The organism is Paenibacillus cellulositrophicus, assembly GCF_009363095.1.
Taxonomy (GTDB): domain Bacteria; phylum Bacillota; class Bacilli; order Paenibacillales; family Paenibacillaceae; genus Paenibacillus_AQ; species Paenibacillus_AQ favisporus.
Window position 1 is genome coordinate 248,119 of the sequence record NZ_CP045295.1, and the last position, 23,772, is coordinate 271,890.

The window sequence follows — 23,772 nt, forward strand, 5'->3', positions numbered from 1 at the left end:
TTGATTCTCTTAAATCATCCGCGAGGCCGGGATCCCCCCTTCATCATAATCTGTTTCCCTATCAACCCTTGATAGCCCCAGTCATCACACCATCCACGAAATACTTCTGCAGTTTAGGATAGATCAGCAAAATCGGAATCGTTGTAAACATGACACTGGCCGCTTTCAAAGACTCAGGGACAATATAGGAGCCGACACTTCCTTCTCCTCCTTGTTGGCTATCCAACTGCTGATTGGCCGAAATGATCTGGTATAGCTTCATCTGCATAGGGTACAGCTCTTTTTTCGTAATATAGAACAGCGCATCCTGGAATCCATTCCATCTGTCCACCGCATAGAAAAGGCTTAATGTGGCGATCGATGGCAACGAAAGGGGGAGCACAATCTTGATGAGAATGCCCAGATCCGAACACCCGTCAATGGCTGCTGATTCCTCAAGGCTCTCCGGAAGATTGCTGAAGAAGGTTTTCAGGATGATCAGATTAAACACGCTCATGGCACCCGGCAAAACCAGGCTCCAAACCGAATTCATCATTCCCAGGTTTTTAACCAGAATATAGGAGGGAATTAAACCGCCGCTGAAATACATAGTGAAGACCAACGCCGTCAAAATAAAGTTTCTTCCCTTCAGCCGCTTCTTCGTTAACGGATACGCTGCACATATGGTCAGGAACATGCATACCAAAGTGTAAAATATCGTAAGCACAATACTGTATCCAAGCGTATAAAGCATATCCATATCGCTCAATATGGTTTTGTACGTTTCTGCTGTGAAGTCTACTGGCCACAGTCCTACCTTTTGAGAAATAATCGCTTCGTTGGAACTGAAAGAAAGCGCAATCATGTACAGAAACGGTACGATACATGTGAAGGACAATGCCACGATAAATACAATGATGGCAATATCCGCTACAGTCATTTTTTTCATCTTGCCCCTATTGATCGCCACCCTCACCATATCCCATCCTCGCCTAATTTTTTCGCAACAAAGTTTGCAGATAACAGCAGGATCAGGCCGACCACGGATTGGAACAATCCTACCGCCGTTGCCTGGGAGAAATCACCCGAACTAATACCAACTCTATACACGAAAGTACTGATAACATCAGAGTAATCGCTAACCAGTGAATTCCCCATCACAAAGGGACGGTCAAATCCGATAGAAACCATTCTGCCTATTTGGAGAATCAACAAAATATTGATGGTTGACTTAATGCCAGGCAGTGTAATATGCCACATTTTTCGAAGCCTGCTGCAGCCATCAATATCGGAGGCCTCATACAACTCCCTATTGATTCCGGTAATGGCCGCCAAATAAATGATGGTGCCCCATCCGATATTTTGCCATACGCCAACGGCGATATAAGTAATCAACCAAGGTGTTTTCCGAGACAGAAACTCAATCTTCTCCAAACCAAAGCTCGACAGGAAATTGTTGATCATGCCGCCGTTAGAAAACATCAGATAGACCATACCGCCAATAATAACCCAGGACAAAAAGTGGGGCAGATACAACACGGTCTGGGTCATTTTCTTGAGTTTTGCTTGTCTTACTTCATTGAGCAAAATCGCCAGAAGAATGGGCGCTGGAAAACCCGCAATCAAGTCCAGAACATTCAGGACCAGCGTATTCTTCAATGCACGGTAGAAGCTGTCCTGCTCAAAAATAAACCGGAACACATCCAGTCCTACCCATTCGCTCCCTCTAATTCCTTCAAAAATGTTGTAATCTTGGAATGCCATCACAAGGCCATAGATGGGTGCATACTTGAAAATCAGGATATACGCCATCGGCAGCAGCAAAAGAAAATATAACAGACCGTCTCTTTTGATATAGTACAGAAAGTTATTTTTCCTTTTTGCTGCGCCGTACTTTCGGGAGCTGTCTAAAACCGCTTTCATTTTTCCCATCCCTCCGACTGTAATAACGAGCTCTCATGTTTATCATTTTACCTTCAGGATGAAATAAAAAAATGTACTCCCTTAAATCAATTTGGTAATAACTTAAAAAGGTAGTTGTATGTAGACTGAAGAGTGAGGAATTAGTCAGGTAAACAAAATAAAGAACCAGAGACCATTTGGTCCTGGTTCATTTAAATAGGTATCATGCCTTCAAAAATACATAAGATGAATTTTTAGTACATGCAACATTGTCGGCTTCCCCTTGCAACAAGAAACCCCACTTTAACTGTTTCGGAATCTAAAAAACAGTGAAAAGTGGAGTTGCCTCGGCAAACTATTGATTTATGGTTTATCTTTAAATTAAACCTCGAACATTGTAAAAAGAAGAGCCTGAAGGAACGCCTCTAATTGGTCGGTCTACCGTTATTTGTGCGCATAGTGGCAGGCAGCTCGAATCGGCTGTAGCCCTCCATCCGGAACAGCCGGGTCGGCGTCGCCCAAGGAAGCGGATATTCACTGTACAGTTGCCGCTTCGCTGCCGCGTCTCTCATCTTCTCGGACAAGCTGGGCAGCAAGCGCACCGTGGAATCTCCATCCTCCCGCTCGGTCACGAATCGGCCGGGAATGGCACGAACGGCGCGAGCCGACTCATAGGCGCCGTTGGATACCAGCACGAAGCCTCGGCTTGCCTTGAGCGGCGAGAAGAGTGGTTTCCCTGGGGTTTCAATCGCTTCCATCAGGTTCAGATACATGCTGCACATCAAATCGGTCGGACCAAACGCCAAATCCTCTTCGGCGTCCTGTGCGCGAATGGTCAGCTTGTTCTGGTAATTCCAATGCGCTTCACCTCGCGTTCCATACACGGCAATCGAAGGCACTTCGCTGACTTCGTGACAAAGCATGGCGTAAAAATGAACGCTCACACCGTTAGCCATAACGGCGCGAATACAGGAGACATCGTCCCCATCGATGTCATTGACGTGGTAAAGCTCGGCCTGCACCGATTCTGGGTACAAGTCTGCGGCGCCTCCTCCGGCCGCCAGCAAACTATGGTGCAGCAAGTGAGCGAACGGATTGTTGAACGTCCCGTCCAGCACATACTGGCCGTCGCTGACCAGTTTGCCAGCCCAGCGGGTTCGATCGTAGTAAGAGCGAAGCCGTTTCCACATGCCAATGCCGACCACATGCTCCACCTGCCCGAGCACACCGGAGCTGATCCTTTCCAGTAGCGTTCGGAATGCCTGGCCCGACGTATTCTGGAAGTTCACCTGGCACAAGCGCCCGGTCTCCCTCTGCACCGCAATCATCTCGTCCAAGTCCTGAATCGTTACCGCCGGGGGCTTCTCCACCAGCACGTGAAAGCCCATCCGCATCACCTGGATGCACATCGGCTTGTGGGAGGAGATCGGTGTGACGATGACGACGAAATCGATATCCGGATGCAGCGTGAGCATCTGCACGTAATCCATATAATGGACGGCCCCAAGTGCGGTCAGCTTGTCGTAAGACTCCTGATGAGCGTCGACATTCGGCTCCGCAAAAGCAGCAACCTGCAGGCTACCCTCTTCGACCAGCTTCTGCATGACTTTCACATGTTCAGCGCCGAATCCCCCGATCCCGATCAGCGCGGTGCGACAAATCTTCACATTCCTTCCCTCCAAAGCTATGCCTTGACGAGCCGGGAACGATTCTCCCGGCCCGCCAAAGCTGCAAATTTATAATTCATACATGCTGCAAATAACGTTCCTTGATGAGCGTCAGCGCCTCGTCTCCCGGCATATCCCATACCTGCCGGTTGAAGATTTCCACCTCGATCGCCCCCACGTAACCGGCCGCTTCAACGGCATGACGCATCCGGCGCAACTCGATAAAGCCGTCCCCCATCATCCCTCTGCCCATCAGCAGGTCGGGTACCGGCACGATCCAATCGGAGACGTGGAAACCCAGTATACGCCCCCTGGCCCGCTCAATTTGCACGTACAGCTCGGGGTCCCACCAGACGTGGAACGCATCAACGACGACGCCGACGTCTTGCTGGTCGTGCTGCTCCGCGAGCGTGTTGGCTTGCGCCAGCGTATTGATGACGGAGCGTTCAGCGGCGTACATCGGGTGCAAAGGCTCGATGCCGAGCTTGACTCCGTGCGAGCGGGCGAACGGCACAAGTTCCGCGATCGCTTCTTCGACCGTCTTTCGGGCGAAATCGATATCCCGGTCTGGCGCCGGTCCGCAAACGAGCACGAGCACATCGGTACCGAGCTCGGCCGCTTCCTCGACAGCGCGGCGATTGTCGTCCAACCGCTCTTTGCGCGCAGGCGCGGTGGCCGCCGGAAAATAACCCCCACGGCACAGGCTGGAGACGCGCAGGCCCGCGTCCCGCACAAGCCGCTTGCTCTCGGCCAGGCCGGTCTCGGCCACTTTATGCCGCCATAACGCGATCCAAGGCACTTCGGCGCGAACGCATGCTTCCACGGCCTCACGCATATTCAGCCGATCGGTCGTAATCTGGTTCAAGCTGAGTCTGTCTATGGAACGAAGCGGTTCCATACTGATCCCTCCCGGATTTCAAACATCTCTATAAATGATTACGGCCAAATACCCGCCAGCGCCAAGACAGGCTTCATCCGTTCGGTGGCAAGCTCCGGATCGGCCAATAGCCCGGCCCTGTCGGCAAGCACGAACAGCTCGGCCAAATGGACGATCGAGCGCGATCCCTCCGCTCCCCCGATCATGCGGAAATGCGGTTGGCGGCCGTTCAAGTAGGCCATGAACACAATTCCCGCCTTGTAGGCGTATGTCGGCTTCTGGAAAATATGACGCGACAAGGCAACGGTAGGCTCCATAATCGCTTCATAACTGACCAGATCGCCTGCGTCTAGCGCATGAAGCGCCTGGGCGGCGGCCGGCGCGATCGCGTCGAATATGCCGAGCAGCGCATGGCTGTAGCCCAGATCATCACCCTTGATCAGTTCCGGGTAGTTGAAGTCGTCCCCGGTGTACATCTTGACGCCTTCCGGCAGCAGCCGGCGCATCTTGATTTCTTTACCGGCATCGAGCAGCGAGATTTTAATCCCGTCGACCTTGTCCGCGTTTGCCCGAATGACGCGCAAACAAACGTCCATCGCCTCGTCCAGATCGTCCTTGCATCCCCAATAGCCGGCCAGAGCGGGATCGAACATGTCGCCAAGCCAATGCAGAATGACCGGCTGTTTCACCTGTCCCAAAATGCGCCCATACACCCGCTCGTAATCCTCGGGCCCTTTCGCGCAGGCGGCAAGCGCGCGGCTCGCCATCAGAATGACTTGACCGCCCTCGCCTTCGATGAAGCCGACTTGCTCTTCATAGGCGGCTTCCACGTCGGCGATCGTGACCGACGATTCCGGAAACAGATGGTCGGTTCCCGCGCCACAGGCGATTTTGCCACCGACCGAGCGCGCTTCCGCGATCGAAGCGCGGATAAGCTCCTTCGAGCGGTTCCAGTCGAGGCCCATGCCGCGCTGCGCGGTATCCATCGCTTCCGCCACGGCCAGACCAAGCGACCACAAATGGTGCCGGTAGGCGAGCGTCGAGTTCCAATCAATCTGCGAGTGATGCAGCGGATCTGCGTCCGCCAACGGATCGCAGACGACATGGGCTGCCGAGAAGGCGATGCGGCCCGTAAACGGCTTGGCTGGCACGGAGAACGAGCCTGCTTTGCCCGGAGTATATTCATACAACGCTCCCCCTGCGCGGGGGAGGAGCAGCGATTGGGTCATCTGTACTCCCCTCCTTAAGAGGTAATTAAAAAATCGGCTTTTGATCACGAAGTATAGCTATGAAGCTTACTCGTCGTCGAATCTTGAATTCAGCCGGGCCTTCCGTAACTCACGTAGGCTCACCTACGCTGCGTTGCTCAGTCCCTAGCTTCATCCAACCTTCTCGGTGCTGAAAAGCCGATTTTTTTAGTATTTATTTTTACAGACTCAGCTTCGGCACGTCGATCCAGCGGCGTTCCTGCCACGACTGCAAGCTGAGATCGGCAAGCTGGGTGCCTTTCGCGCCTTCGAGCAAATCCCACGGAAAGGGCGTGCCGATGACGACATGCTTCAAGAAGAGTTCCCATTGCACCTTGAACGCGTTGTCGTATGACGAGTTGTCCGGCACCTCCACCCATTGGTCACGGAACTGGAACGGGTTCGGAATGTCCGGATTCCATACCGGCTTCGGCGTATTGACCCGATGCTGCGTCTTGCAGTCCCGCAAACCTGCCACGGCGCTGCCTTCGGTGCCGTCGACCGTAACCGTGAGCAGATCGTCGCGGTCTACGCGCACCGCCCAGGACGAGTTGGCCTGCACGATAATGCCGCCTTCCAGCTCAAATATGGCGTACGCCGCATCGTCCGCCGTGCATTCGTACGGAACGCCCTGCTCATCCAGACGTTTCGGAATATGTGTAGCGGCAAGACAGGAAACAGCCTTCACTTCCCCGAACAAATTCTCGAGAACATAGCGCCAGTGTGCAAACATGTCGACAATAATACCGCCGCCGTCTTCCTTGCGGTAGTTCCACGATGGCCGCTGACCCTGCTGCCAGTCGCCCTCGAACACCCAATAGCCGAACTCCATCCGCACGGACAGGATACGCCCGAAGAAGCCAGAGTCGTTTAAGCGTTTCAGCTTGAGCAATCCTGGCAAAAACAGCTTGTCTTGCACAACGCCGTTTCTTACCCCGGACTCGGCGGCGATGCGGGCAAGTTCGAGCGCCCCTTCAATGTCGACGGCCGTCGGCTTCTCGCAATAAATATGCTTTCCTGCGGCGATCGCCTGCTTGATACTTTCGGCGCGGCGCACCGTCGTCTGGCTGTCGAAATAGATTTCATAGTACGGATCGGCGAGGCATGCTTCAAGATCGGTACTCCAACGTTCGACGCCGTGGGCGGCGGCCAGCGCCTGCAGCTTGCTCTCCTGCCGGCCGACCAGAATCGGGTCGGGCATGATGACGTCTCCGTCCGGCAGAGCGACGCCCCCTTGCTTGCGAATAGCAAGAATCGAACGGATCAAATGCTGGTTGGTTCCCATCCGTCCGGTAACGCCGTTCATAATAATGCCGATGTTGCGAACTGCCACATTCATCGCTCCCTTCGCTTCGTATAACCGTATTGTAGTCGATGCGAATCCGCTTTTCTTACGATTACGGGAACACGATTCTCAATTTTGGAAGCGAATTATTCGAGCGAAAAACAAAAACCCCGCCGGCGCTTATCCGATGGGGGAGGCAGGGGAAAATATGTTTCAAAAAGGCTCTCTGCCTAATCAGCTTGCTCGGGTGCGTTCAGCTCCCGGTACGTTTTTGGCGACAGCTTGGCGACCGCTTTGAACGACCGGTAAAATGTAGACACGGAATCGTAGCCGACCTCGAAGCAGATCGATATAATGTCCTTACCGGTTTCCACCAGCAGCTTCTGGGCGACGCGGATGCGTACCTCGGTCAAATATTGCATCGGTGTCATGTTATACCGTTCCTTGAAGATGTTGTTCACATGCCGCGTGCTGATGTCCAGCTTGGAGGCGATGTCCCCAGCGGTCAGCGGATCAAAATACTTCGAATCGATATAGCTGCGAATTTTCTCGGCACGCAGCTTGTTGGAGCTGGAGCCCGCTCCGGTGGCCTCCGTTCCGGCCGATCGAACCAGCAAGAGCAGCAACTGGGACAGCTGGACTTTGAGCGAAAGCCGGACGAGCGGCGACAGCTCCCTGGACTGCTCGAACAGCATTTTCCTCAGCAGCTGACGCAGTTCGCTCGCTGCAAACAATCCCGGCTTCATCAGACAGGAGTCCGGAAAATAGGCGTGGAGCAGCTGCGCCCTCATATCCGGATCGAGCACTGCCTCGTCAAACGCCAACACTAACAAGGTCAGCCTGAAGTCGGACATGACGGAGTGGACGGAATACGGAACGATCAGCGCCGTATCGTCGACCGCAAGCTTCCGTACTTCACCCCCTAGCCGGATCGTACCTTCCCCTTCCAGCACAAATAGCAGCTGGTACGTCTGGTGATAATGCTCGGACACGAGATGTCCGCCTGTATGCTTCTGCTCGTATAAATCTATCGCATTCCTGGACAAGTCGATCCATTTCATCGTCACGGCGAAGCCCCCGTTTTTTGAGCATTACATTTAAAGCCATTTTAGCGCGATCGGCGGCTTCGATACAACATTTTAGAATAAGTGAAGCTGACATGGACATTTATCGTTTGAATAAAAATAGCCGCAGGTACGCGGCTAATAAGCGTGTATGTTCTTGCGTCTTACATGACCAAATCAATCTGGCAGCATACCCCTTCATTGTTCTAATATTTATCATCTAACTCCAAGTTCTCTCCCCGCTTTATTCCATAGTGTTTGAGGGCTCGGATGCCACAGCTGCCGAGGACGTAAAATAGGCCTGCAGCCTCCGGTTCAACCATATGGAAGCCGCAATAAACAACGCTACTCCGATTAACTTGACGGGCTGGGCAATAAAATCGGACAGATGCATTCCGATATAGGAAACGCAGAATACCATGACACCTTTGCCTAGAGTTACGGCTGCCGCAAAGGAAACTGTCGGCATTCGCGTTAATCCCGCGGCCATGTTTATGACTACGAACGGTCCTATCGGGAGCATGCTTAAGAGAAAAACGAAGCTAAACCCGTTCCTCTGCGCCCATACCATGGCCATCCGTACTTTGGGCCTGACCGCCCAGCGTTGAATAAATGGTGTATCCGACGCTTTGCGAAAAAGCCAAAACGTAAGAAAACTGCCCGTTACAAGGCCGATCCACGAATATAAAAAACCCAGCCACAAACCATAGATGGCGGCATTGGCGCCGACAATCATGATAGTAGGCAGTGGCGGAACGAAAGACTTTAGAAAAGTTAGCAGAATGCCGGGCAGCGGCCCCAGCGAGCGGAAACGCTCCAAAAGGAGTTCGATGTTTTGCTCCGTAAAATACTCCATTATGCTGATCTCAGCGCCTAACATAGAATGTGTTTCCCCCTATAACTCCAAGTGATTTCATGATAACTCTATATGATGCTCTTATTTTCTAAGGTAGCAGAAGTTCTGTCCGCATCATTCTCCTATTCAAATTTTAACTGGAGCGAATCACAAATTGGCATATAGCCTATCTTTTGATAGATGCTATTAGATGTGGGATTTGCTAGGTCTGTATATAAGACGCACTTATTAAACCCTTTATCCAATGCAAGTTGGCTTATTTGCGCCACAATTGAAGTAGCGTAACCTTTCCTGCGCTCATATGGAGGGGTATATACAAATGCCACGCCAATAGCCGTCTGCATTTCCCTTGTATATCCTGCCATAGAAACGGGTATCCCGTTATCCTCTAAAATATAGAGCTTTTTTGATGCTATTCGGTAGAGATAAGGGTCTGCATTTTGCGGGATGGACATTTCTGTTTTGCCATAACTCCCCGCTGCATAAAATGCTTCAGCCCAGTATGGGAAAAAGTGAATATCCTTTTCATCTAGCAATCGAACGATACCAACCTTTTGAATGTCTGGGTTTACTGCCGTAAGTTCATAGATACGTTGGTTCATGGTTGTTTTAAAGGTTATTCCCTTGCGCAAGGTATATTCTTTGGCAAAATATTCTGCCAAGGTTTTTTCTGTTATCACACCTGGAATTTCACGGTCTTTCAGCCCATCTATCAGACAGTTTATCGCATCCGGGTTAATGATGTTGTCTGTTGCATAAAGCGTAATATCGTGTGGCGGTGTCATTATAGCGGTAAGTTGTATGCCCTTAGCATCCGAAATAGTTGCCATAAGCCAATTTACAGGGTCACGCCAGTCTGTTTTGTCTTTTCCTTCATGCCCAATGATGATATTGCCAAGAGGAATCACATTTTGTGCTTCATGACGCATCAGCACATCATAGGTGTCATTGTAAAACTCATGCACATCCGTATACAACCTGAATTGCATTGCAATATCACCCTTTCATCTGCTCAACTCCTGATCTTTAACCCAGCCTGTTAAACCACACCCATCCCTACCCAATGCTTCAGCATCATCAAATTCAAGTTGCCGTAATGTCAAACGTACTGTAACATCAATTTACTCATTCGATAACCCTCCAATTTAATTATTATTTTATGAAGACGCAAAAAAACCCCATCCCATTAGGGACGGAGTTGCTCCGCGTTACCACCCTGATTGACGTTTATAATAAACGCCCTCTTTAGCCATCGTCCAACAACGATGCTTCTTTGTAACGGTAGAATCCCGGGCCCATCTACTATAATTCGGAGGCCAGCTCTGAGGTGATTTTTGATTTGGATATCCGCTGCCTCGCACCAACCGGCAGTTCTCTGAACGGCGTTTCCTGATCTACTTGTCCTCTTCATCGCATTTGGTAATTATTAATTAAGTTCAATATAAGATAGGCGCAATATTCTGTCAATCTTTCAAACAACAACAGCTCGCATAAGTAAACAGTCCTGCCTGCTATCTTAATGCCTGAAGCCAGTTTAGTATTGTACTTAAATTTTTTTAAACATATACCCATGTCCCCATAATGTCCGAATCCATCCATTTCCTTCCGGGTAATAGGAGAATAGCTTATCACGCAGGCGTTTAATGTGAGTATCTACTGTACGACGGTCGTAAATCCCTCTGTGCGATGACTTCCAAACTTCAGTATGCAATACTTCACGAGAATAGACTTTTTCTTGGTGTGTGATCAGGAAATAGAGCAGATCATATTCTTTCGGAGTCAGATGGACCTCATTTTGTTTCACCATAACACGGCGTGCTGAAGGATAAAGCACAATTTCACCAATCTTGAAAGCGTTATTTAGCAAATCACCGGTTTCAGAAATATAGGGACCGGGAGAATAAACACGGGTTATCATGTTTTGGATACGTAGCACAATTTCCCTTGGGCTAAATGGCTTGATGACGTAATCGTCTGCTCCCGCTTCAAAACCTTCAAGGCGGTCCTTTTCTTCCGATCGCCCAGATAACAACAGAATCGGAATATCAGGTTGTGTCTGTTTCATACACTTGCAAATCTCAATCCCATTCATGTCAGGCAGTAACCAATCCAGCACGATCAAATCATAATTTGCGTGGTTCTCACCATATCTTTCGATGGCTTGTGTACCATTCGATGCTTCTTCGACTATGAATCCTTCGAACTCCAAATACATTCGTAGAATGTTGCGAATGCGTGTCTCGTCATCAACTAGTAAAACTCTTCTATGGTTTGTCATCATTTTCAATCGCCCTCCTACGTCCTGAGTGAATCGAACCAACCGATTAGCTTACAGGAGCTCAAGCGTTTTAAACTCCAGATTCACCAATCATCTGTAGTTCAATCTGTTTTAACTTATAAAAGTATCCCTTCTGTTCCATCAATTCCTTAAATGAGCCGATCTCCACAATTTCGCCCTGCTCCATGACGACAATCTGATCCATCTTCTCTAGACCGGTGAGGCGATGACAAATGAGAAGAAGTGTATCTCCGCCCGCTTGCTCGTACAATTGCTTTAGAACGCGTTGCTCGGTTACATAGTCCAGAGAAGACGTTGGTTCGTCCAGCAACCACAGATGTCTTTTGCGCAGCATGGCTCGTGCTAAGGCAAGACGCTGTTTTTCTCCATCGGATAAGTTTTCACCTTTCTCATAGACCACCTGGTTTAGCGAAACATTTGGTAATTGGGCTTTAGCAAGTACCTCCATTAGCTCCTCGTCAGAATGTTCATCTGCATTCTCCAACAGATTTTCACGAAGCGTCCCTTTGAAGAAATGGCTTTGTTGCAACACTACATTTGTCAATTCCCAGATGTTTTCCTCATCCAACTCGTTAATCAAGACTTTGTTTATGCGTATATTCCCCGATGTTGTTGTTCGCAGTTTGAGCAACAACTCGATTAATGTAGATTTTCCTGACCCGCTCGGCCCAACAATCGCTGTTTTAGAACCTGCAGCAAGATGTAGTGAGAAATTCAATAGTGCTGGCCTCCACTCCCCATCATATTGAAAAGTAGCATTGCTTATTTCAATGGATACAGGTAAATCGGTTGGCAAAGACTCAGACTTACTTAATTGCAATGTTGCAGCTTGAGATGGTATTGTTTCCATCAGCCGATTGGCTGCATGTTCGCTATCTTGCTTATATGCAGGTAATACGGCCAAAGCAGCTGCCTCTTCGAAAACAGTTTGCGTGGCCATGACCAGCATGGCAAGAAATACGCCAGCAAGTCTTCCGTCCAGAATCAAATAGGCACTGAGCGTCAGCACACCCCAAGCAACAAAAAATGTAACAAAAACATGCATGGATTGTCCCCGTAACAATTGGACAGCAGCTCGTTGCTGTTCAGCTGCCAATGAAGCTGAATAGCGCTGAAGCTGCTCCTCACGCTGTGCCAGCTGCCCATAAATCTTTAAATCCCGAAATCCATACAGTGTTTCTGTGATTTCCGTGGACAGTTTCGATCGCAGCTCGCGGACGCGCTCATGAATTTTTCGTTGTCCCAACAGAACGATTCCAGGCACGACCAGTGACGTCATCAACATTCCCAATACCAGCAAACCAGCTATCCAGAAGGAATAGGAAGCTGTAAAAAGCACCGTTGCCAAAAACACCATAATTACAATAAGCGGCGGATATGCAACGCGCAGAAAGTAGTGTTGTAAACTTTCTACATCTCCAACGATCCGTGCAAGTAAGTCCCCACTTCGATTTTTATTCAGTATTCCAGGTGTCAAAGGGATGAGCTTAGCAAAAAAGGAAGTTCGCAAACGGCTGAGGATGGAGAACGTCGCCCGGTGGGTATACAATCGTTCTCCATAACGGCTCACCGACCGGAGAAAACCAAGAAATTTCACAAGGGATGTAAGGATAATCAATGTATAGAGCGGTGGCGCAAATACCGTTTGAGAAATCAGATAGCCACTTGCGGAAAAGAGAGCTACACCGGCTATTCCAGCAATAAACCCTCCTATGATCGAAAAGATAATATCCTTCCGCTCTTGAAACATCGCTTTCGATAACATAGCCAGCTCACTCATGCTAATTCTCCTTTTTGTTGAACAGCGACCATTTCAGCATATGGGGGCAAGCGTTTCAGAAGTTCCTCGTGACACCCTGAATCCACGATCGATCCATGGTCTACAAACAAAATGTTGGTGGCGTGTTGAATCGTATATAAACGATGTGCCACAGTAATCATGGTAGACGTTTTCGACAATGTGGAAATGGAACGTTGCAGTATGCTTTCGGTGCGCAAATCGAGCCCTACTGTAGGCTCATCGAACAATATGATGGCAGGCCGCTTCAAAAATGCGCGTGCCAGGGCAAGACGTTGCTTTTCGCCACCCGATAGTCCACGTCCGCCTTCGCCAACGAATGTATCAAACCCCTTATCCAATTGTGCTGCAACCGCTGTAAGTCCGGCTTCCTCTGCCGCCTTCTCGATATCTGCCCTAGAAACGTCCCTACCTGCACCGATCGCAATATTTTCTGCGAATGTACCTGCAAAAATGTAAGGGTGCTGTGTGATGTAGCTGACATGTTTAAACCATACTTCTTCATGATCATGAGAGAGTGGGTTTCCATTAACCAGAATGATCCCCGAATCCGGTTTCAGCAAACCGGCAATAAGATGAAGCAGTGTCGTTTTACCGGCTCCACTCTTACCAACAATGGCAATGTTGTCCCCCGGGTTAATAAACACACTTCCCGAGTGGAATTCAAATGAATCAGGAGCATACTGAAATCGTACATTTTTTAATTCTATCGAAGGGGGTACCGGAAGTGTCTTTGCATGGGACAACTGAAAATTTGGCATCCGATCGTTACCATCGCTTACATGCGCTTCTACCGTATTCTTCTCAAGCATACTCTCAACCTTACGGATCGCTCCCATGCTTGTCCGCCCGCTATGGAAAGCGGTGCCTGTATTTTTTAAGAGATTATAAAATTCTGGAACGAGTAACAGAACGAGTAAAGCCGTGTGAAACGCCATTGATTTGAAAACAACCAACTGAATGGCCAACTCAAGGGCGACAATACCGATACTAAGCATCACAATGGATTCCAACACGAACGTATTCATGAATGCGATTTTCAAAATATCCATGGTTGTGTCACGATAGTTGAGACTACTGCGCTCTATCTCCTGTTGCTGACGCTGAGTTCGCCCGAATATTTTCAAAGTAACCAACCCTTGAAGGGAATCCAAAAACGTACCGGAAAAGTTGGCCAGCTGCGCATATTTTTCTTCCGATTTATTTTTCGTCTTTAGCCCCACCAGGATCATAAATATCGGAATAAACGGAGCCGTAAACATCATGATCCAACCTGAATTGGCATGTTGAGTAAATGTAACGATCAGGACTAAAATGGGAATGATCATGGCTTCCACCATTTTCGGGATGTACTGACTGAAATAACTATCCGCCTCATCTACTGCATCCAATGCGACGCTGACCCTCTCTCCCGTCTGTCCCTGAAGACTTAATCCCATGGAAACACGGGTCAAGTTTTGCAAAACAGATTCACGCATGTTGGTCTTTGCAGTGGCAGCCATATGGAGACCAATTCTCCCATTGACAAATGAAAACAATGTACGTAAAGCCATCATCGCCAAAAGCATGCCAAGGATCAGAGCCACGGATGAGAAAGAGGCTTTTTCCACGAAGATGCGCTGAATGGCTTCTGCAAGCAATGCAGCCTGACCAACAATGGCTGTACCAAGTGCAAAGGATATGATGCCAAGAAGAACAACATATTTTCGTTGTGCAGACATGTGTTGAGCAATGAGGTTTTTATTTCTCTTCACGTAAAAACTCTCCTCCTTCCGGAAAGTGGCCTTGAGGGAATATTCCCGTAAGAAACAATGTACTAGTCTATTTGTTTCCTTTCACATAATCCGCATCAAACAGAAAAAGCCTGAAGACCAAGATCAACGAAGGAACTAAGAGACACATACCACCGATAAACGCCACTACCAGTGCGAATCCCATAGACGAAGAGGTGACACTACTTTGAATGGTGATGTATGGATCAAGAATGTAAGGATATTGCCCAATGCCGTAAGCAAAAAAAGCACTGAAGAATTGCAGCATGATGCATATAAACGCCATCCCGTAACGGCCTCCTCGGTATAATAACCACATGGCAATCATGAAAAAGGCAACGGAGAGCGCGAGTAGCCACCATAAATCCATCATATTTTGGAAATGCCGCTCATTGTGCTGACCCAAAAAAATAAATGCTGTCAGTGCGATAACGATTGTAGGCGTGCTCCAAAAAAGCGCATAGGTTCGCATCAATTTCAATGCAGCATGATCTTCAGCACGCGAAGCGTAAAAAGCAAGAAAAGCAGCGCTAATGAATAAAACAGATACGATAGCCAGTCCAACGATGCTCCAAGACAGCGGACTGCTCAAGAGAGCCCAGTAATCCAACGAGGCCGTCTCTCCTTGTTTCAAGATAAAACCGCCTTCGGATAATGTCAGCGCCACTGACAAGGAAGCAGGAATAAGCACTCCGGTTGCTCCATACAGAAACAGATAAACCATATTATTTTTGGAGCCATAATTTTCAAATGCGTAGAATGAACCGCGTATAGCGAGCAAAATGACCGCAAGACTTCCTGGGACAAGCATGGCTGATCCATAATAATAGGAGGTTTCCGGGAAAAAGCCGATGATGCCAATGTAGAAAAAAACGAAAAATACATTCGTGATTTCCCAAACTGGTGATAAGTAGCGAGAAATCAGTTTGTTGATGACATGATCCTGTTTGGTTAAACGAGCATAAAAGGCAAAGAAACCTGCGCCAAAATCAATGGAAGCGATGATGATATATCCGTACAAAAACAACCAGAGCACTGAAATTCCAATCAATTCGTAATTCATCATGTGTGCTCACCCTTCAATGTTGATTTGTCGCTTGCACGCTGCGTCCACGTCTCCATCTCAACTTCCGCCGGATTATTATTGAAAATGCGACGAAGAACAAGAACACTAACGGTTCCCAATACGATGTATAGTAGAAGGAAAAAGAAAAAAAGGATCCTGACGCTTGGGGATGTCGTAGCCGCTTCCTCTACACGCATATATCCTCGGATAATCCAAGGTTGCCTGCCGAGTTCTGCGTAAAACCACCCCAGTTCAACTCCTAAAAATGCAAGCGGTGCTCCTAATGCAATCATTCGCAGTATCCACTTGTTGAGTTCGTTACGCTTTTTCCAAAATACAAATAGGAAATACAGAAAGGAAATGCCTAAGAATAAAAATCCAATGGTTGCCATTAAATCGAAAAAATAATGAACCACGAGTGATGGTTGTTCGTCGATAGGAAACTCATTAAGACCCGTTACTTCTGCATTGAAATCTCCAAAAGCCAAGAAACTCAGAAATTTGGGAAGGTGGAGTGCTCCTATAATTTCATGCTCAGCATTAAGCCACCCTAAAAATATCAAATCTGCGCCGCCTTCCGTTTCAAAATGCCATTCGGCAGCCGCAAGTTTTTCAGGTTGATGTTCGGCCAAAAACTTAGCGGATACGTCTCCGGCTAATGTGTTTACTAAACTGAACAACAAAACGACAGCCATCATCAGCTTTAAGGCTTTTTTGTGGTATGCTGAAACCCCTTTTCGAAGTATTGCGAATGCTGCAACACCTGCCAACAGAGCAGCCCCTGTTAAATAGGCCGAACTTAATACATGAAACACCTTGGAGAATGTTGCCGTACTCAGCATTGCTTGAACGGGGTCAACGGCTGTGAATTGTCCTCCTTCAAACGTAAATCCCCCTGGTTGATTCATAAATCCGTTAACCGTCGTGATAAATACTGCTGACATCCCTGCACCGATGACAACAGGAATCGTTAGTAACCAATGCATCATCGGATTTTTAAACCGTTCCCACGTGTACAGATAAATCCCTAGGAAAATGGCTTCAAAAAAGAAGGCGAACACTTCCATAAACAATGGAAGGGCAATAACATTTCCCGCAAGTTTCATGAAATTGGGCCATACCAAGGAGAGTTGTAACGAAATTGCTGTTCCTGTGACTACGCCTACTGCAACAGAGATAACGAACCCTCGTGACCACCTCTTTGCCATTAGAATATAATGAAGATCTTTCTTACGAATACCGATAAACTCGGCGAGTGAAATCATTAATGGAATACCCACGCCAAGTGTCGCGAAAATAGCGTGGAATCCTAGTGTCATTCCAGTCACGAGTTTACTCCATAGCACTGTATCGATTCCCATCTTAACTTCCTCCCTTCAACGCTGTTCCTGTACACAAAATGAAAAATAAAAACATCAGGTTTAGACGTTAAACTTTACGACCTTCGGGGATTAACATATGCTCTGCTCCTTCGTGAATAAAAAGAGAACTTTTTCACATAGTAAGTTGGCATTTCCCCAAATTTGTGAGAAATGCAGTTGAAATATTACAAAACCTGATATTTAAAATTTATTATATATTCGACGTTTAGCCTTGCAATGATGGTCACACCTTCTCCTCTAAACGTTCAAGTAAAGATCAATTCTTTCTTACAACTCCGTGAAAAATACAAAAACCACCCGTTTGGGCTATTGCATAAGACAGCTGCCCAGTTCCATTCCGGTGTGCCAGTACACCAGATTAACTGGTCTTTAAGCAGCATTGTTGCAAATAGGATGAGAAGATTTTTGTATTCATTAGCATGTGCTTGTTATCCCCATCCAACTTGCTGAGTAAAATCCCCCCTTCCAACAAGGAAAATGCAAATGATGCAAGCGCATCCACATCCAGATCCTCCCTAAACTCCCCAGCTTGAATTCCGTCACGGATAATACTTTTCATCATATCCAAGAAGGTATGCATCCCTTGCCTTGCTTGACCACAAAGCTCCAAATGAGTATCGTCACTTTCTACAGCTGTATTCTGCATGGGACATCCGCCAATAAATGGGGGATCGTTGACGACATTCTCATAGACACGAAAAAAAGCAACCAACTTTCCTGACGCAGACTGCTCTTGATCGACCGCTTCAGAAAATTTACAGGCGACCATACTGGCAGCATAATTGTAGGCTTCAAGCGCTATCTCGTCTTTACTGGCAAAATGTCGATAGATGCCCCCCTTCTTAATTCCTGTGTCGGCAATAATATCGTTTAGCGATGTACCGGCATATCCTCTCTGGTTAAAAATTTCAGCCGATTTCATAATGATGTGTTCCCTTGTTCTGTCCCCTTTTTTCATGAGCTCCTCCGTATGAACCGTATTTTATTTCATTTGTTTTAAACGAATTACCCAATTCGTCCTTGCAATTCACTAATATCATGCTAATATAAAAAATACCGATCGGTCTCTTTCCGCATTATACAGCAAGCCATTCTAGAATGAAATAGCGCTGGGTCATTTTTAATTCATTGCAGGCATTGGCTTGTTGGAAAAAATAAAACTTATAGGGGGATTTTTCAGTGACTGTAAAAGTTGGTATTAACGGTTTTGGACGAATCGGACGAATCGCTTTTCGCCGAATTCAAGATGTGGAAGGCGTCGAGGTTGTAGCGATTAACGACCTTACGAACGCTAAAATGTTAGCTCACCTGCTCAAATATGATACAACGCAAGGCACTTTTCACGGTGACATTGAAGTCCATGACGGAACCTTCAAAGTAAACGGCAAAGAGGTTAAGGTTTTGGCTAAGCGGAATCCTGAAGAGCTTCCTTGGGGAGAGCTTGGCGTTGATATTGTTCTCGAATGTACAGGCTTCTTCACCACGAAAGAAAAGGCCGAGCTTCACCTGAAAGGCGGAGCGAAGAAAGTCGTCATTTCCGCCCCTGCTACAGGCGACATGAAAACGATCGTATACAACGTGAACCATGACATACTGGACGGAACGGAAACCGTCATTTCTGGCGCTTCCTGCACAACCAACTGCCTGGCCCCTATGGCTAAAGCTCTGCACGACAAGTTTGGTATCCAATCCGGGCTGATGACGACCGTTCACGCTTACACGGGTAACCAAAACACGCTTGACGCTCCGGATCCAAAAGGCAATTTCCGAGCTGCTCGCGCCTCAGCGGAGAACATCGTTCCCTACTCCACCGGTGCCGCAAAAGCCATTGGCCTGGTTCTTCCGGAACTGAAGGGCAAACTGGATGGGGCATCTCAACGTGTACCTGTACCAACAGGTTCCGTGACTGAACTCGTTGCCGTTTTGAATACCAAGGTAACGGTTGAGCAAGTTAACGCTGCTATGAAAGAAGCTTCCGATCCAGAAACTTTCGGCTACACGGAAGACGAAATTGTATCTTCCGATATCAAAGGCATCACATTCGGTTCGCTCTTCGACGCCACTCAGACGAAAGTTCTGACAGTCGGTGACCAGCAATTGGTGAAAACCGTAGCTTGGTACGATAACGAAATGTCTTATACAGCCCAATTGGTTCGTACGCTGGAGCACTTCGCTAAGATCGCTAGATAAATAATCAAAAGATGGAGAGAAGGAAAACTCTATTAAGGATGCGCTCCACAATACGATGATCGATTGTTCGGCATTAGTCTGGTTTTGACGGGAGGCACGTCGGTTGACGCTGTACCATCAATCCGCGGCGGCGCCATGCTGTCTATCCTGAATTCCGAACCGAAAGGAAGATCACAATGAAAATTCTCGTCACGGGAGGCACCGGCTTGCTCGGCGGCCGCCTGATCCCGAAGCTCGTGGAGGATGGTCACCAGATATTCGCCCTCACACGCTCTGTATCATCTCACGCCAAACTCAAGGCCATGGGTGCGACGCCGGTCGATGCCGATCTCGAAAGCAGTACGCCAATCGTGTTACCGATGATCGATGCGGTTGTGCATGCTGCCGCCCTTTTCCGCTTTTCAGGGCCTCGCGCACCCTTCTTCCGTACCAACATCGATGGCACCGCAGCCTTGCTGAAGGCAGCCGAGTCTGCCTGTGCGAAGACATTCGTCTACATCAGCGCGGCGGGGATCCACATGGATAACGGCGGTACGATCATCCGCGACACCGATGAAAGCGCGCCGACTTTCCCGGACCACTTCTCCGCCTACCTGGCGAGCAAGGCACGGGCCGATTCATTGGTTCTGGCAGCCAACAAACCCGGCTTTCGCACGATCGCGCTTCGCCCACCGGCTATCTGGGGGCCTGGTGATCCGTTTAGCCGAGCGCTTCCCGAAGCAGTCGGATCCGGGCAGTTCGCGTTCATCGACCGCGGCGATTACCCTTTTTCAACCTGCCATGTGGACAATGTGATTGAAGCCATACAATGCGCTCTTGAACGCGGAGAAGGCGGCCATGCCTTCTTCATCAAAGACCAGGAAGGGCAGACTTTCCGTGAGTTCGTCGCCTCGCTTGCGAACTTGCAGGGCCTGTCCATTGATAAGCTGCGTTCGATACCCTACTGGCTCGCCTCTGCCATTGGTCGGCTGTTCGACATGATCTGGGCCGTCACGCGGAAAGACGGCGATCCGCCGATCTCACGCTCGATGATACGCATGATTGGGCGTGAGTTCACCGTCAACGATACCGCTGCACGTCGAGAGTTGGGCTATGTCGGAAGAACTTTGCGCGATGCTGGCTTGCAAAGCTATGAGGAACCATCTGCTCGACGATAGGGTTTTGGAGGGCAAACGACGGCAATTGATGGTAAGTTGTTCACTGGAATGGCTCTTTTGGCCAATTTGGTAGGCAGCGTCTGACGAAGATGAGCACTACAGGATCATCAAAAAGCCTTTTAGCGCAATAAAAAATGGAGCAGTCGCCGACGGCGATATGCTCCTCTATTGTTTAACTAAAGTCTCCGTTCCCCGCTCATCATTTTAGCATAACGCCACTATCTGCTTATCCTGATTACACACTCACCCTGAGCGGCGGGTATAATGGCTGTAAGCTTCATCCGATACAAGGTATCTCCCCATATCTCTCTCATGATTTCGTCCTCGAGTAAAATTTTTTCTACTGAGTACGCATACATTTCGCTGTCATATTGTATTTTTATCCTATTGTAATTTTTATCTTGAAGGATAATATTCCCGTTTTCTTGGGTTTGAGGAGGGTGAGGCGTTATTAAAATCTGTGTGATATCATCCGTCACTTGATTTAGAAGAAAATTGTCACTGATTTCAATATTCGGGGACAAACCACGATAGAAATGAACTGATCGTATCCAGCTTCTTATTCCGGCGAATTCGGGGTAGGCTCCCGCGAGATTCATGGATAAAGATGTAACTTTATCATTCAGGTTATACTCGACTTCATCGGCCCTAAATTGTCTTCCGTCCTGTTGCTGAACGCCATTTACCATAGGGAGATTGTGATATCCTGATTGCATCGCCCATAGGGTATAACGCTCCGAGAAAAACGATTTAGATGTATAGGTCAATAATCCGGGATCAATTATCATCGGGGAGCCATTACAATATACAATGAATTGTCCAATGTCATTGTGATTATGGCTTTCACCGTTATTCCCGCCCTTGGCAGCTAGGAATAGCCCTTTGGACGAGCCTTCCTGCTCTCGTGCCACCATGATTTGAATGCTGTCAAACCATGCATCTCGAATATAAGGAGATTTTCCGGAATATTGCTCTACTTCCGTATAATTAAATAAAGCCGGCAAAAGGCGAAACATGGATGAAAACTCTAAGCGGGTCCCTTCTTCCCGCTTCATTCTCTGGACCCTTGCTCCAAGCTCACACAACCTCGAATCTCCAATACGGCGTCCATATCGATATGTAAGTTCCGCGGGGATATGGACTTGTGCCTGGCTGTCAGCGAAGTTGACAAAATACGAGTCATCGATAAAAGCTTTGTAAATATAACATCCTATTTGCCTAATTTGAGGTTCTTGGTATACATCAATTTTACCGCCAGAAACACCGTGAAGCAGTTCCAGACTATCAAAAATCGTTCCTCCGGCATACATCCAATACTTCGGACCTTCCTCACAACCGCCGTCTGAAGGGAGTCTATGTAGATACATATCTAAGCTTCTCATCGCCTTGACCACCGCTGCTTCCCGTCGATTGGGGTCGTCTTCCAACAGCAAAAACGCCGCTAAGCAGTTTGAATTACACCATGAATTCCAATTGTTCAGCATCTTCTCCTGATTGAAACCCATCCACCAAAAATCATTCCGCTGTAAATAAGGATCAAGAATCCTCCTTTTCACCTCGTGCTGTATACGCTCGCTTACCATCATGCTTATTCCATCCAATTTGGTTTTCAGCAGATAATAAGTCCATGCAAGCAGCGCGGCCGTCTCGGCAGAGAATAATTCAATGATCTGATCCGAGATGTCTGGAAGTGGATCCTGCCTCTTCATCATATAACCGTGGCCAGGGATCCCCCAGAATGTTTCTTCACATATACACCATATTCCGTTTATGATATCATCCATAAAGCGTCCCTGATTTTCAAAACATTCGGCGATGACTAAAGAAGCCAGCACCTCTCTTCTTTTCCACGAAGCATTGTCAAAATCGACCCGATTACCCGTTCTGCTATAATCCATATATTGAGTGGCAGTTATAGTAGGCCATGCATAATGAAGCTTACTTGTGGCTTCTTTGATCCAAAAAGACCTAAGATTCAATGGTAGCTGTTTCCATTGATTTCGGTCTTCGATTGTAGGAAACGGTCGGTAATTATTCCGGTTAAGCAAACTCTTTCCAAGATTGTCATTAATAAATCGCTCTGCTAACATGAACGTCAACCTCTCCCCAATATATCAATGATGAAAGCCTTTTCCATTAGCCCAATAAAGATACTTGTTATACAACAACTTATAATATAATTAATCAACTGATCTTTTAACTAGTAGACAAATTAGTTGTGGACTGCATCCGTAAAATATCGGTAGTCGGAGGACACCCAAATAATCGGGCATATTCGCGACTGAATTGAGAAGGACTTTCGTAGCCGACATGAAATGCGACATCTGCGACGTTGTATTTATCAGTTATTAAAAGTCGCCGCCCTTCTTGTAATCGCAACTGTTTCTGATATTGAACGGGTGTCATCGCAGTGACTTGCTTGAAATGTCGATACAGAGATGAAGTACTCATATTGGCGATCTGCGCTAATTCATTAATGCGTAAAGGTTTGTCAAAGTTTGTTTTAATCCGTTCTACGACCTCTGCAATCGTTGCAAAATGACTCCCAGATGTAGCAATTTGCTTGAAAACATCCCCCTCCTTTTCAGTAAGTAACCTGTATATGATTTCCTTAATTATTAATGGTGCTAGCGCTAAAATATCTTTTGGAGTATCCAATAGTCTTACTAGCCGAATCACTGCATCAAGAAGATTCATGTTCATTTTACCAACAAATAAACTTTTCGGATAATGCTCTATGCTTTCTGGAAACAGATGGGTCTCCTTCATGATTTCAAAAATCTCTCCTGCATCAAGATCAAGCCTGATTGACAAAAAGGGAGCTTCCGGCGAAGGTTTGATCACCTGTCCCGATATGGGCACGTCTAAAGACACAGCTAAATAATCGCTAACCCCGTATTTGTAACTTTCATTGCCCAGAATGATTATTTTTTCACCTTGGGCAACAATGCATAAGGAGGGCTTTTGAATTCTACATATTGGGACCAATGCTTTGGAGTCTTGGATGAGATGGAGTGAAGGAATCAGGGTTTTATGGTCCCCATCTTTTCCGGTAAACTTTTTGATGAGTCCCGCTAACTCTTGTTGTTGCAAAGCGATTTCGGTCACACGGAACACCTCTGCTCTAATATGATGTCTCTCATGCTTTTAAATATAAAGTAAAGCATTGTATTTGTTAATAGTATGACAAGAATAGGCATAATGTTGAAAGTTTTCTTATACAGGTCAGAG

General features: G+C 47.5%; 19 protein-coding genes and 1 other annotated feature. Of the genes, 2 read left to right on the top strand and 17 right to left on the bottom strand.

Annotated features, from left to right (window positions below; all coding sequences use genetic code 11):
• Positions 1-61: 61 nt before the first annotated feature.
• From GCU45_RS00970 to GCU45_RS01040, 15 genes are all read right to left on the bottom strand, one after another.
• Positions 62-928 (bottom strand): carbohydrate ABC transporter permease, encoded by an 867-nt coding sequence (locus GCU45_RS00970; protein ID WP_425281248.1) that lies wholly within the window; start codon positions 926-928, stop codon positions 62-64.
• A 23-nt stretch (positions 929-951) separates the two neighbouring features.
• Positions 952-1,902 (bottom strand): ABC transporter permease, encoded by a 951-nt coding sequence (locus GCU45_RS00975; RefSeq protein ID WP_152397707.1) that lies wholly within the window; start codon positions 1,900-1,902, stop codon positions 952-954.
• A gap of 404 nt (positions 1,903-2,306) precedes the next feature.
• Positions 2,307-3,548: a Gfo/Idh/MocA family protein gene (locus GCU45_RS00980; RefSeq protein ID WP_152397708.1), complete on the bottom strand. Its 1,242-nt coding sequence runs from the start codon at positions 3,546-3,548 to the stop codon at positions 2,307-2,309.
• A gap of 76 nt (positions 3,549-3,624) precedes the next feature.
• Complete coding sequence (locus tag GCU45_RS00985) at positions 3,625-4,446, bottom strand: sugar phosphate isomerase/epimerase family protein (protein ID WP_152397709.1); 822 nt, start codon at positions 4,444-4,446, stop codon at positions 3,625-3,627.
• 38 nt (positions 4,447-4,484) lie between these two features.
• Positions 4,485-5,654 (bottom strand): dihydrodipicolinate synthase family protein, encoded by a 1,170-nt coding sequence (locus GCU45_RS00990; RefSeq protein ID WP_152397710.1) that lies wholly within the window; start codon positions 5,652-5,654, stop codon positions 4,485-4,487.
• A gap of 199 nt (positions 5,655-5,853) precedes the next feature.
• Positions 5,854-7,005 carry a Gfo/Idh/MocA family protein gene (locus tag GCU45_RS00995; protein ID WP_152397711.1) on the bottom strand — a complete coding sequence of 384 codons (1,152 nt, stop codon included), beginning with the start codon at positions 7,003-7,005 and terminating at the stop codon, positions 5,854-5,856.
• A gap of 182 nt (positions 7,006-7,187) precedes the next feature.
• Entirely contained in the window at positions 7,188-8,018 is an 831-nt protein-coding gene (locus GCU45_RS01000) for an AraC family transcriptional regulator (protein WP_244364575.1), read from the bottom strand.
• Positions 8,019-8,265: 247 nt separating this feature from the next.
• The gene (locus GCU45_RS01005) at positions 8,266-8,901 is read right to left on the bottom strand and encodes a TVP38/TMEM64 family protein (protein WP_089547452.1); all 636 of its coding nucleotides are present in this window, start codon (positions 8,899-8,901) and stop codon (positions 8,266-8,268) included.
• Positions 8,902-8,999: 98 nt separating this feature from the next.
• Positions 9,000-9,866, bottom strand: a complete 867-nt coding sequence (locus tag GCU45_RS01010) for a GNAT family N-acetyltransferase (RefSeq protein ID WP_152397713.1) — start codon at positions 9,864-9,866, stop codon at positions 9,000-9,002.
• Positions 9,867-10,062: 196 nt separating this feature from the next.
• Positions 10,063-10,297 (bottom strand) — a binding site (T-box leader).
• 126 nt (positions 10,298-10,423) lie between these two features.
• The gene (locus tag GCU45_RS01015) at positions 10,424-11,158 is read right to left on the bottom strand and encodes a response regulator transcription factor (protein WP_152397714.1); all 735 of its coding nucleotides are present in this window, start codon (positions 11,156-11,158) and stop codon (positions 10,424-10,426) included.
• Between the two features lie 67 nt (positions 11,159-11,225).
• Positions 11,226-12,956: a thiol reductant ABC exporter subunit CydC gene (gene cydC, locus GCU45_RS01020; protein ID WP_152397715.1), complete on the bottom strand. Its 1,731-nt coding sequence runs from the start codon at positions 12,954-12,956 to the stop codon at positions 11,226-11,228.
• The gene (gene cydD, locus GCU45_RS01025; protein ID WP_152397716.1) at positions 12,953-14,728 is read right to left on the bottom strand and encodes a thiol reductant ABC exporter subunit CydD; all 1,776 of its coding nucleotides are present in this window, start codon (positions 14,726-14,728) and stop codon (positions 12,953-12,955) included. Before cydD ends, cydC begins: the two co-directional genes overlap by 4 nt.
• Positions 14,729-14,795: 67 nt before the next feature.
• Entirely contained in the window at positions 14,796-15,812 is a 1,017-nt protein-coding gene (locus tag GCU45_RS01030) for a cytochrome d ubiquinol oxidase subunit II (protein WP_145133202.1), read from the bottom strand.
• The gene (locus GCU45_RS01035; protein WP_152397717.1) at positions 15,809-17,173 is read right to left on the bottom strand and encodes a cytochrome ubiquinol oxidase subunit I; all 1,365 of its coding nucleotides are present in this window, start codon (positions 17,171-17,173) and stop codon (positions 15,809-15,811) included. The genes GCU45_RS01030 and GCU45_RS01035 overlap by 4 nt, the downstream gene beginning before the upstream one ends.
• 379 nt (positions 17,174-17,552) lie before the next feature.
• Positions 17,553-18,152 carry a TetR/AcrR family transcriptional regulator gene (locus tag GCU45_RS01040; RefSeq protein WP_152397718.1) on the bottom strand — a complete coding sequence of 200 codons (600 nt, stop codon included), beginning with the start codon at positions 18,150-18,152 and terminating at the stop codon, positions 17,553-17,555.
• A gap of 221 nt (positions 18,153-18,373) precedes the next feature.
• Between GCU45_RS01040 and gap the strand changes: the two genes are divergently transcribed.
• Together gap and GCU45_RS01050 are read left to right on the top strand one after the other, a co-directional pair.
• Positions 18,374-19,384 (top strand): type I glyceraldehyde-3-phosphate dehydrogenase, encoded by a 1,011-nt coding sequence (gene gap, locus GCU45_RS01045; protein ID WP_152397719.1) that lies wholly within the window; start codon positions 18,374-18,376, stop codon positions 19,382-19,384.
• Positions 19,385-19,560: 176 nt separating this feature from the next.
• On the top strand, positions 19,561-20,541 hold the full coding sequence (locus tag GCU45_RS01050; RefSeq protein WP_152397720.1) for an NAD-dependent epimerase/dehydratase family protein: 981 nt from the start codon (positions 19,561-19,563) through the stop codon (positions 20,539-20,541).
• Between the two features lie 218 nt (positions 20,542-20,759).
• Here the strand turns inward: GCU45_RS01050 and GCU45_RS01055 are convergent, their stop codons facing one another.
• Together GCU45_RS01055 and GCU45_RS01060 are read right to left on the bottom strand one after the other, a co-directional pair.
• Positions 20,760-22,631 (bottom strand): heparinase II/III domain-containing protein, encoded by a 1,872-nt coding sequence (locus GCU45_RS01055; protein ID WP_152397721.1) that lies wholly within the window; start codon positions 22,629-22,631, stop codon positions 20,760-20,762.
• Between the two features lie 106 nt (positions 22,632-22,737).
• Positions 22,738-23,649 carry an AraC family transcriptional regulator gene (locus GCU45_RS01060; RefSeq protein ID WP_152397722.1) on the bottom strand — a complete coding sequence of 304 codons (912 nt, stop codon included), beginning with the start codon at positions 23,647-23,649 and terminating at the stop codon, positions 22,738-22,740.
• Between the last annotated feature and the right edge of the window lie 123 nt (positions 23,650-23,772).

What these genes read in the sequence shown, in the direction of transcription:
- GCU45_RS01010 (WP_152397713.1), bottom strand. Translation starts at nt 9,866, where the DNA reads ATGCAATTCAGGTTGTATACGGATGTGCATGAGTTTTACAATGACACC.
- cydC (WP_152397715.1), bottom strand. Translation starts at nt 12,956, where the DNA reads ATGAGTGAGCTGGCTATGTTATCGAAAGCGATGTTTCAAGAGCGGAAG.
- GCU45_RS00970 (WP_425281248.1), bottom strand. Translation starts at nt 928, where the DNA reads ATGAAAAAAATGACTGTAGCGGATATTGCCATCATTGTATTTATCGTG.
- GCU45_RS01050 (WP_152397720.1), top strand. Translation starts at nt 19,561, where the DNA reads ATGAAAATTCTCGTCACGGGAGGCACCGGCTTGCTCGGCGGCCGCCTG.
- GCU45_RS01030 (WP_145133202.1), bottom strand. Translation starts at nt 15,812, where the DNA reads ATGATGAATTACGAATTGATTGGAATTTCAGTGCTCTGGTTGTTTTTG.
- GCU45_RS01035 (WP_152397717.1), bottom strand. Translation starts at nt 17,173, where the DNA reads ATGGGAATCGATACAGTGCTATGGAGTAAACTCGTGACTGGAATGACA.
- GCU45_RS01040 (WP_152397718.1), bottom strand. Translation starts at nt 18,152, where the DNA reads ATGAAAAAAGGGGACAGAACAAGGGAACACATCATTATGAAATCGGCT.
- GCU45_RS01015 (WP_152397714.1), bottom strand. Translation starts at nt 11,158, where the DNA reads ATGATGACAAACCATAGAAGAGTTTTACTAGTTGATGACGAGACACGC.
- GCU45_RS00990 (WP_152397710.1), bottom strand. Translation starts at nt 5,654, where the DNA reads ATGACCCAATCGCTGCTCCTCCCCCGCGCAGGGGGAGCGTTGTATGAA.
- GCU45_RS01055 (WP_152397721.1), bottom strand. Translation starts at nt 22,631, where the DNA reads ATGTTAGCAGAGCGATTTATTAATGACAATCTTGGAAAGAGTTTGCTT.
- GCU45_RS01000 (WP_244364575.1), bottom strand. Translation starts at nt 8,018, where the DNA reads ATGAAATGGATCGACTTGTCCAGGAATGCGATAGATTTATACGAGCAG.
- GCU45_RS00985 (WP_152397709.1), bottom strand. Translation starts at nt 4,446, where the DNA reads ATGGAACCGCTTCGTTCCATAGACAGACTCAGCTTGAACCAGATTACG.
- GCU45_RS01005 (WP_089547452.1), bottom strand. Translation starts at nt 8,901, where the DNA reads ATGTTAGGCGCTGAGATCAGCATAATGGAGTATTTTACGGAGCAAAAC.
- GCU45_RS00975 (WP_152397707.1), bottom strand. Translation starts at nt 1,902, where the DNA reads ATGAAAGCGGTTTTAGACAGCTCCCGAAAGTACGGCGCAGCAAAAAGG.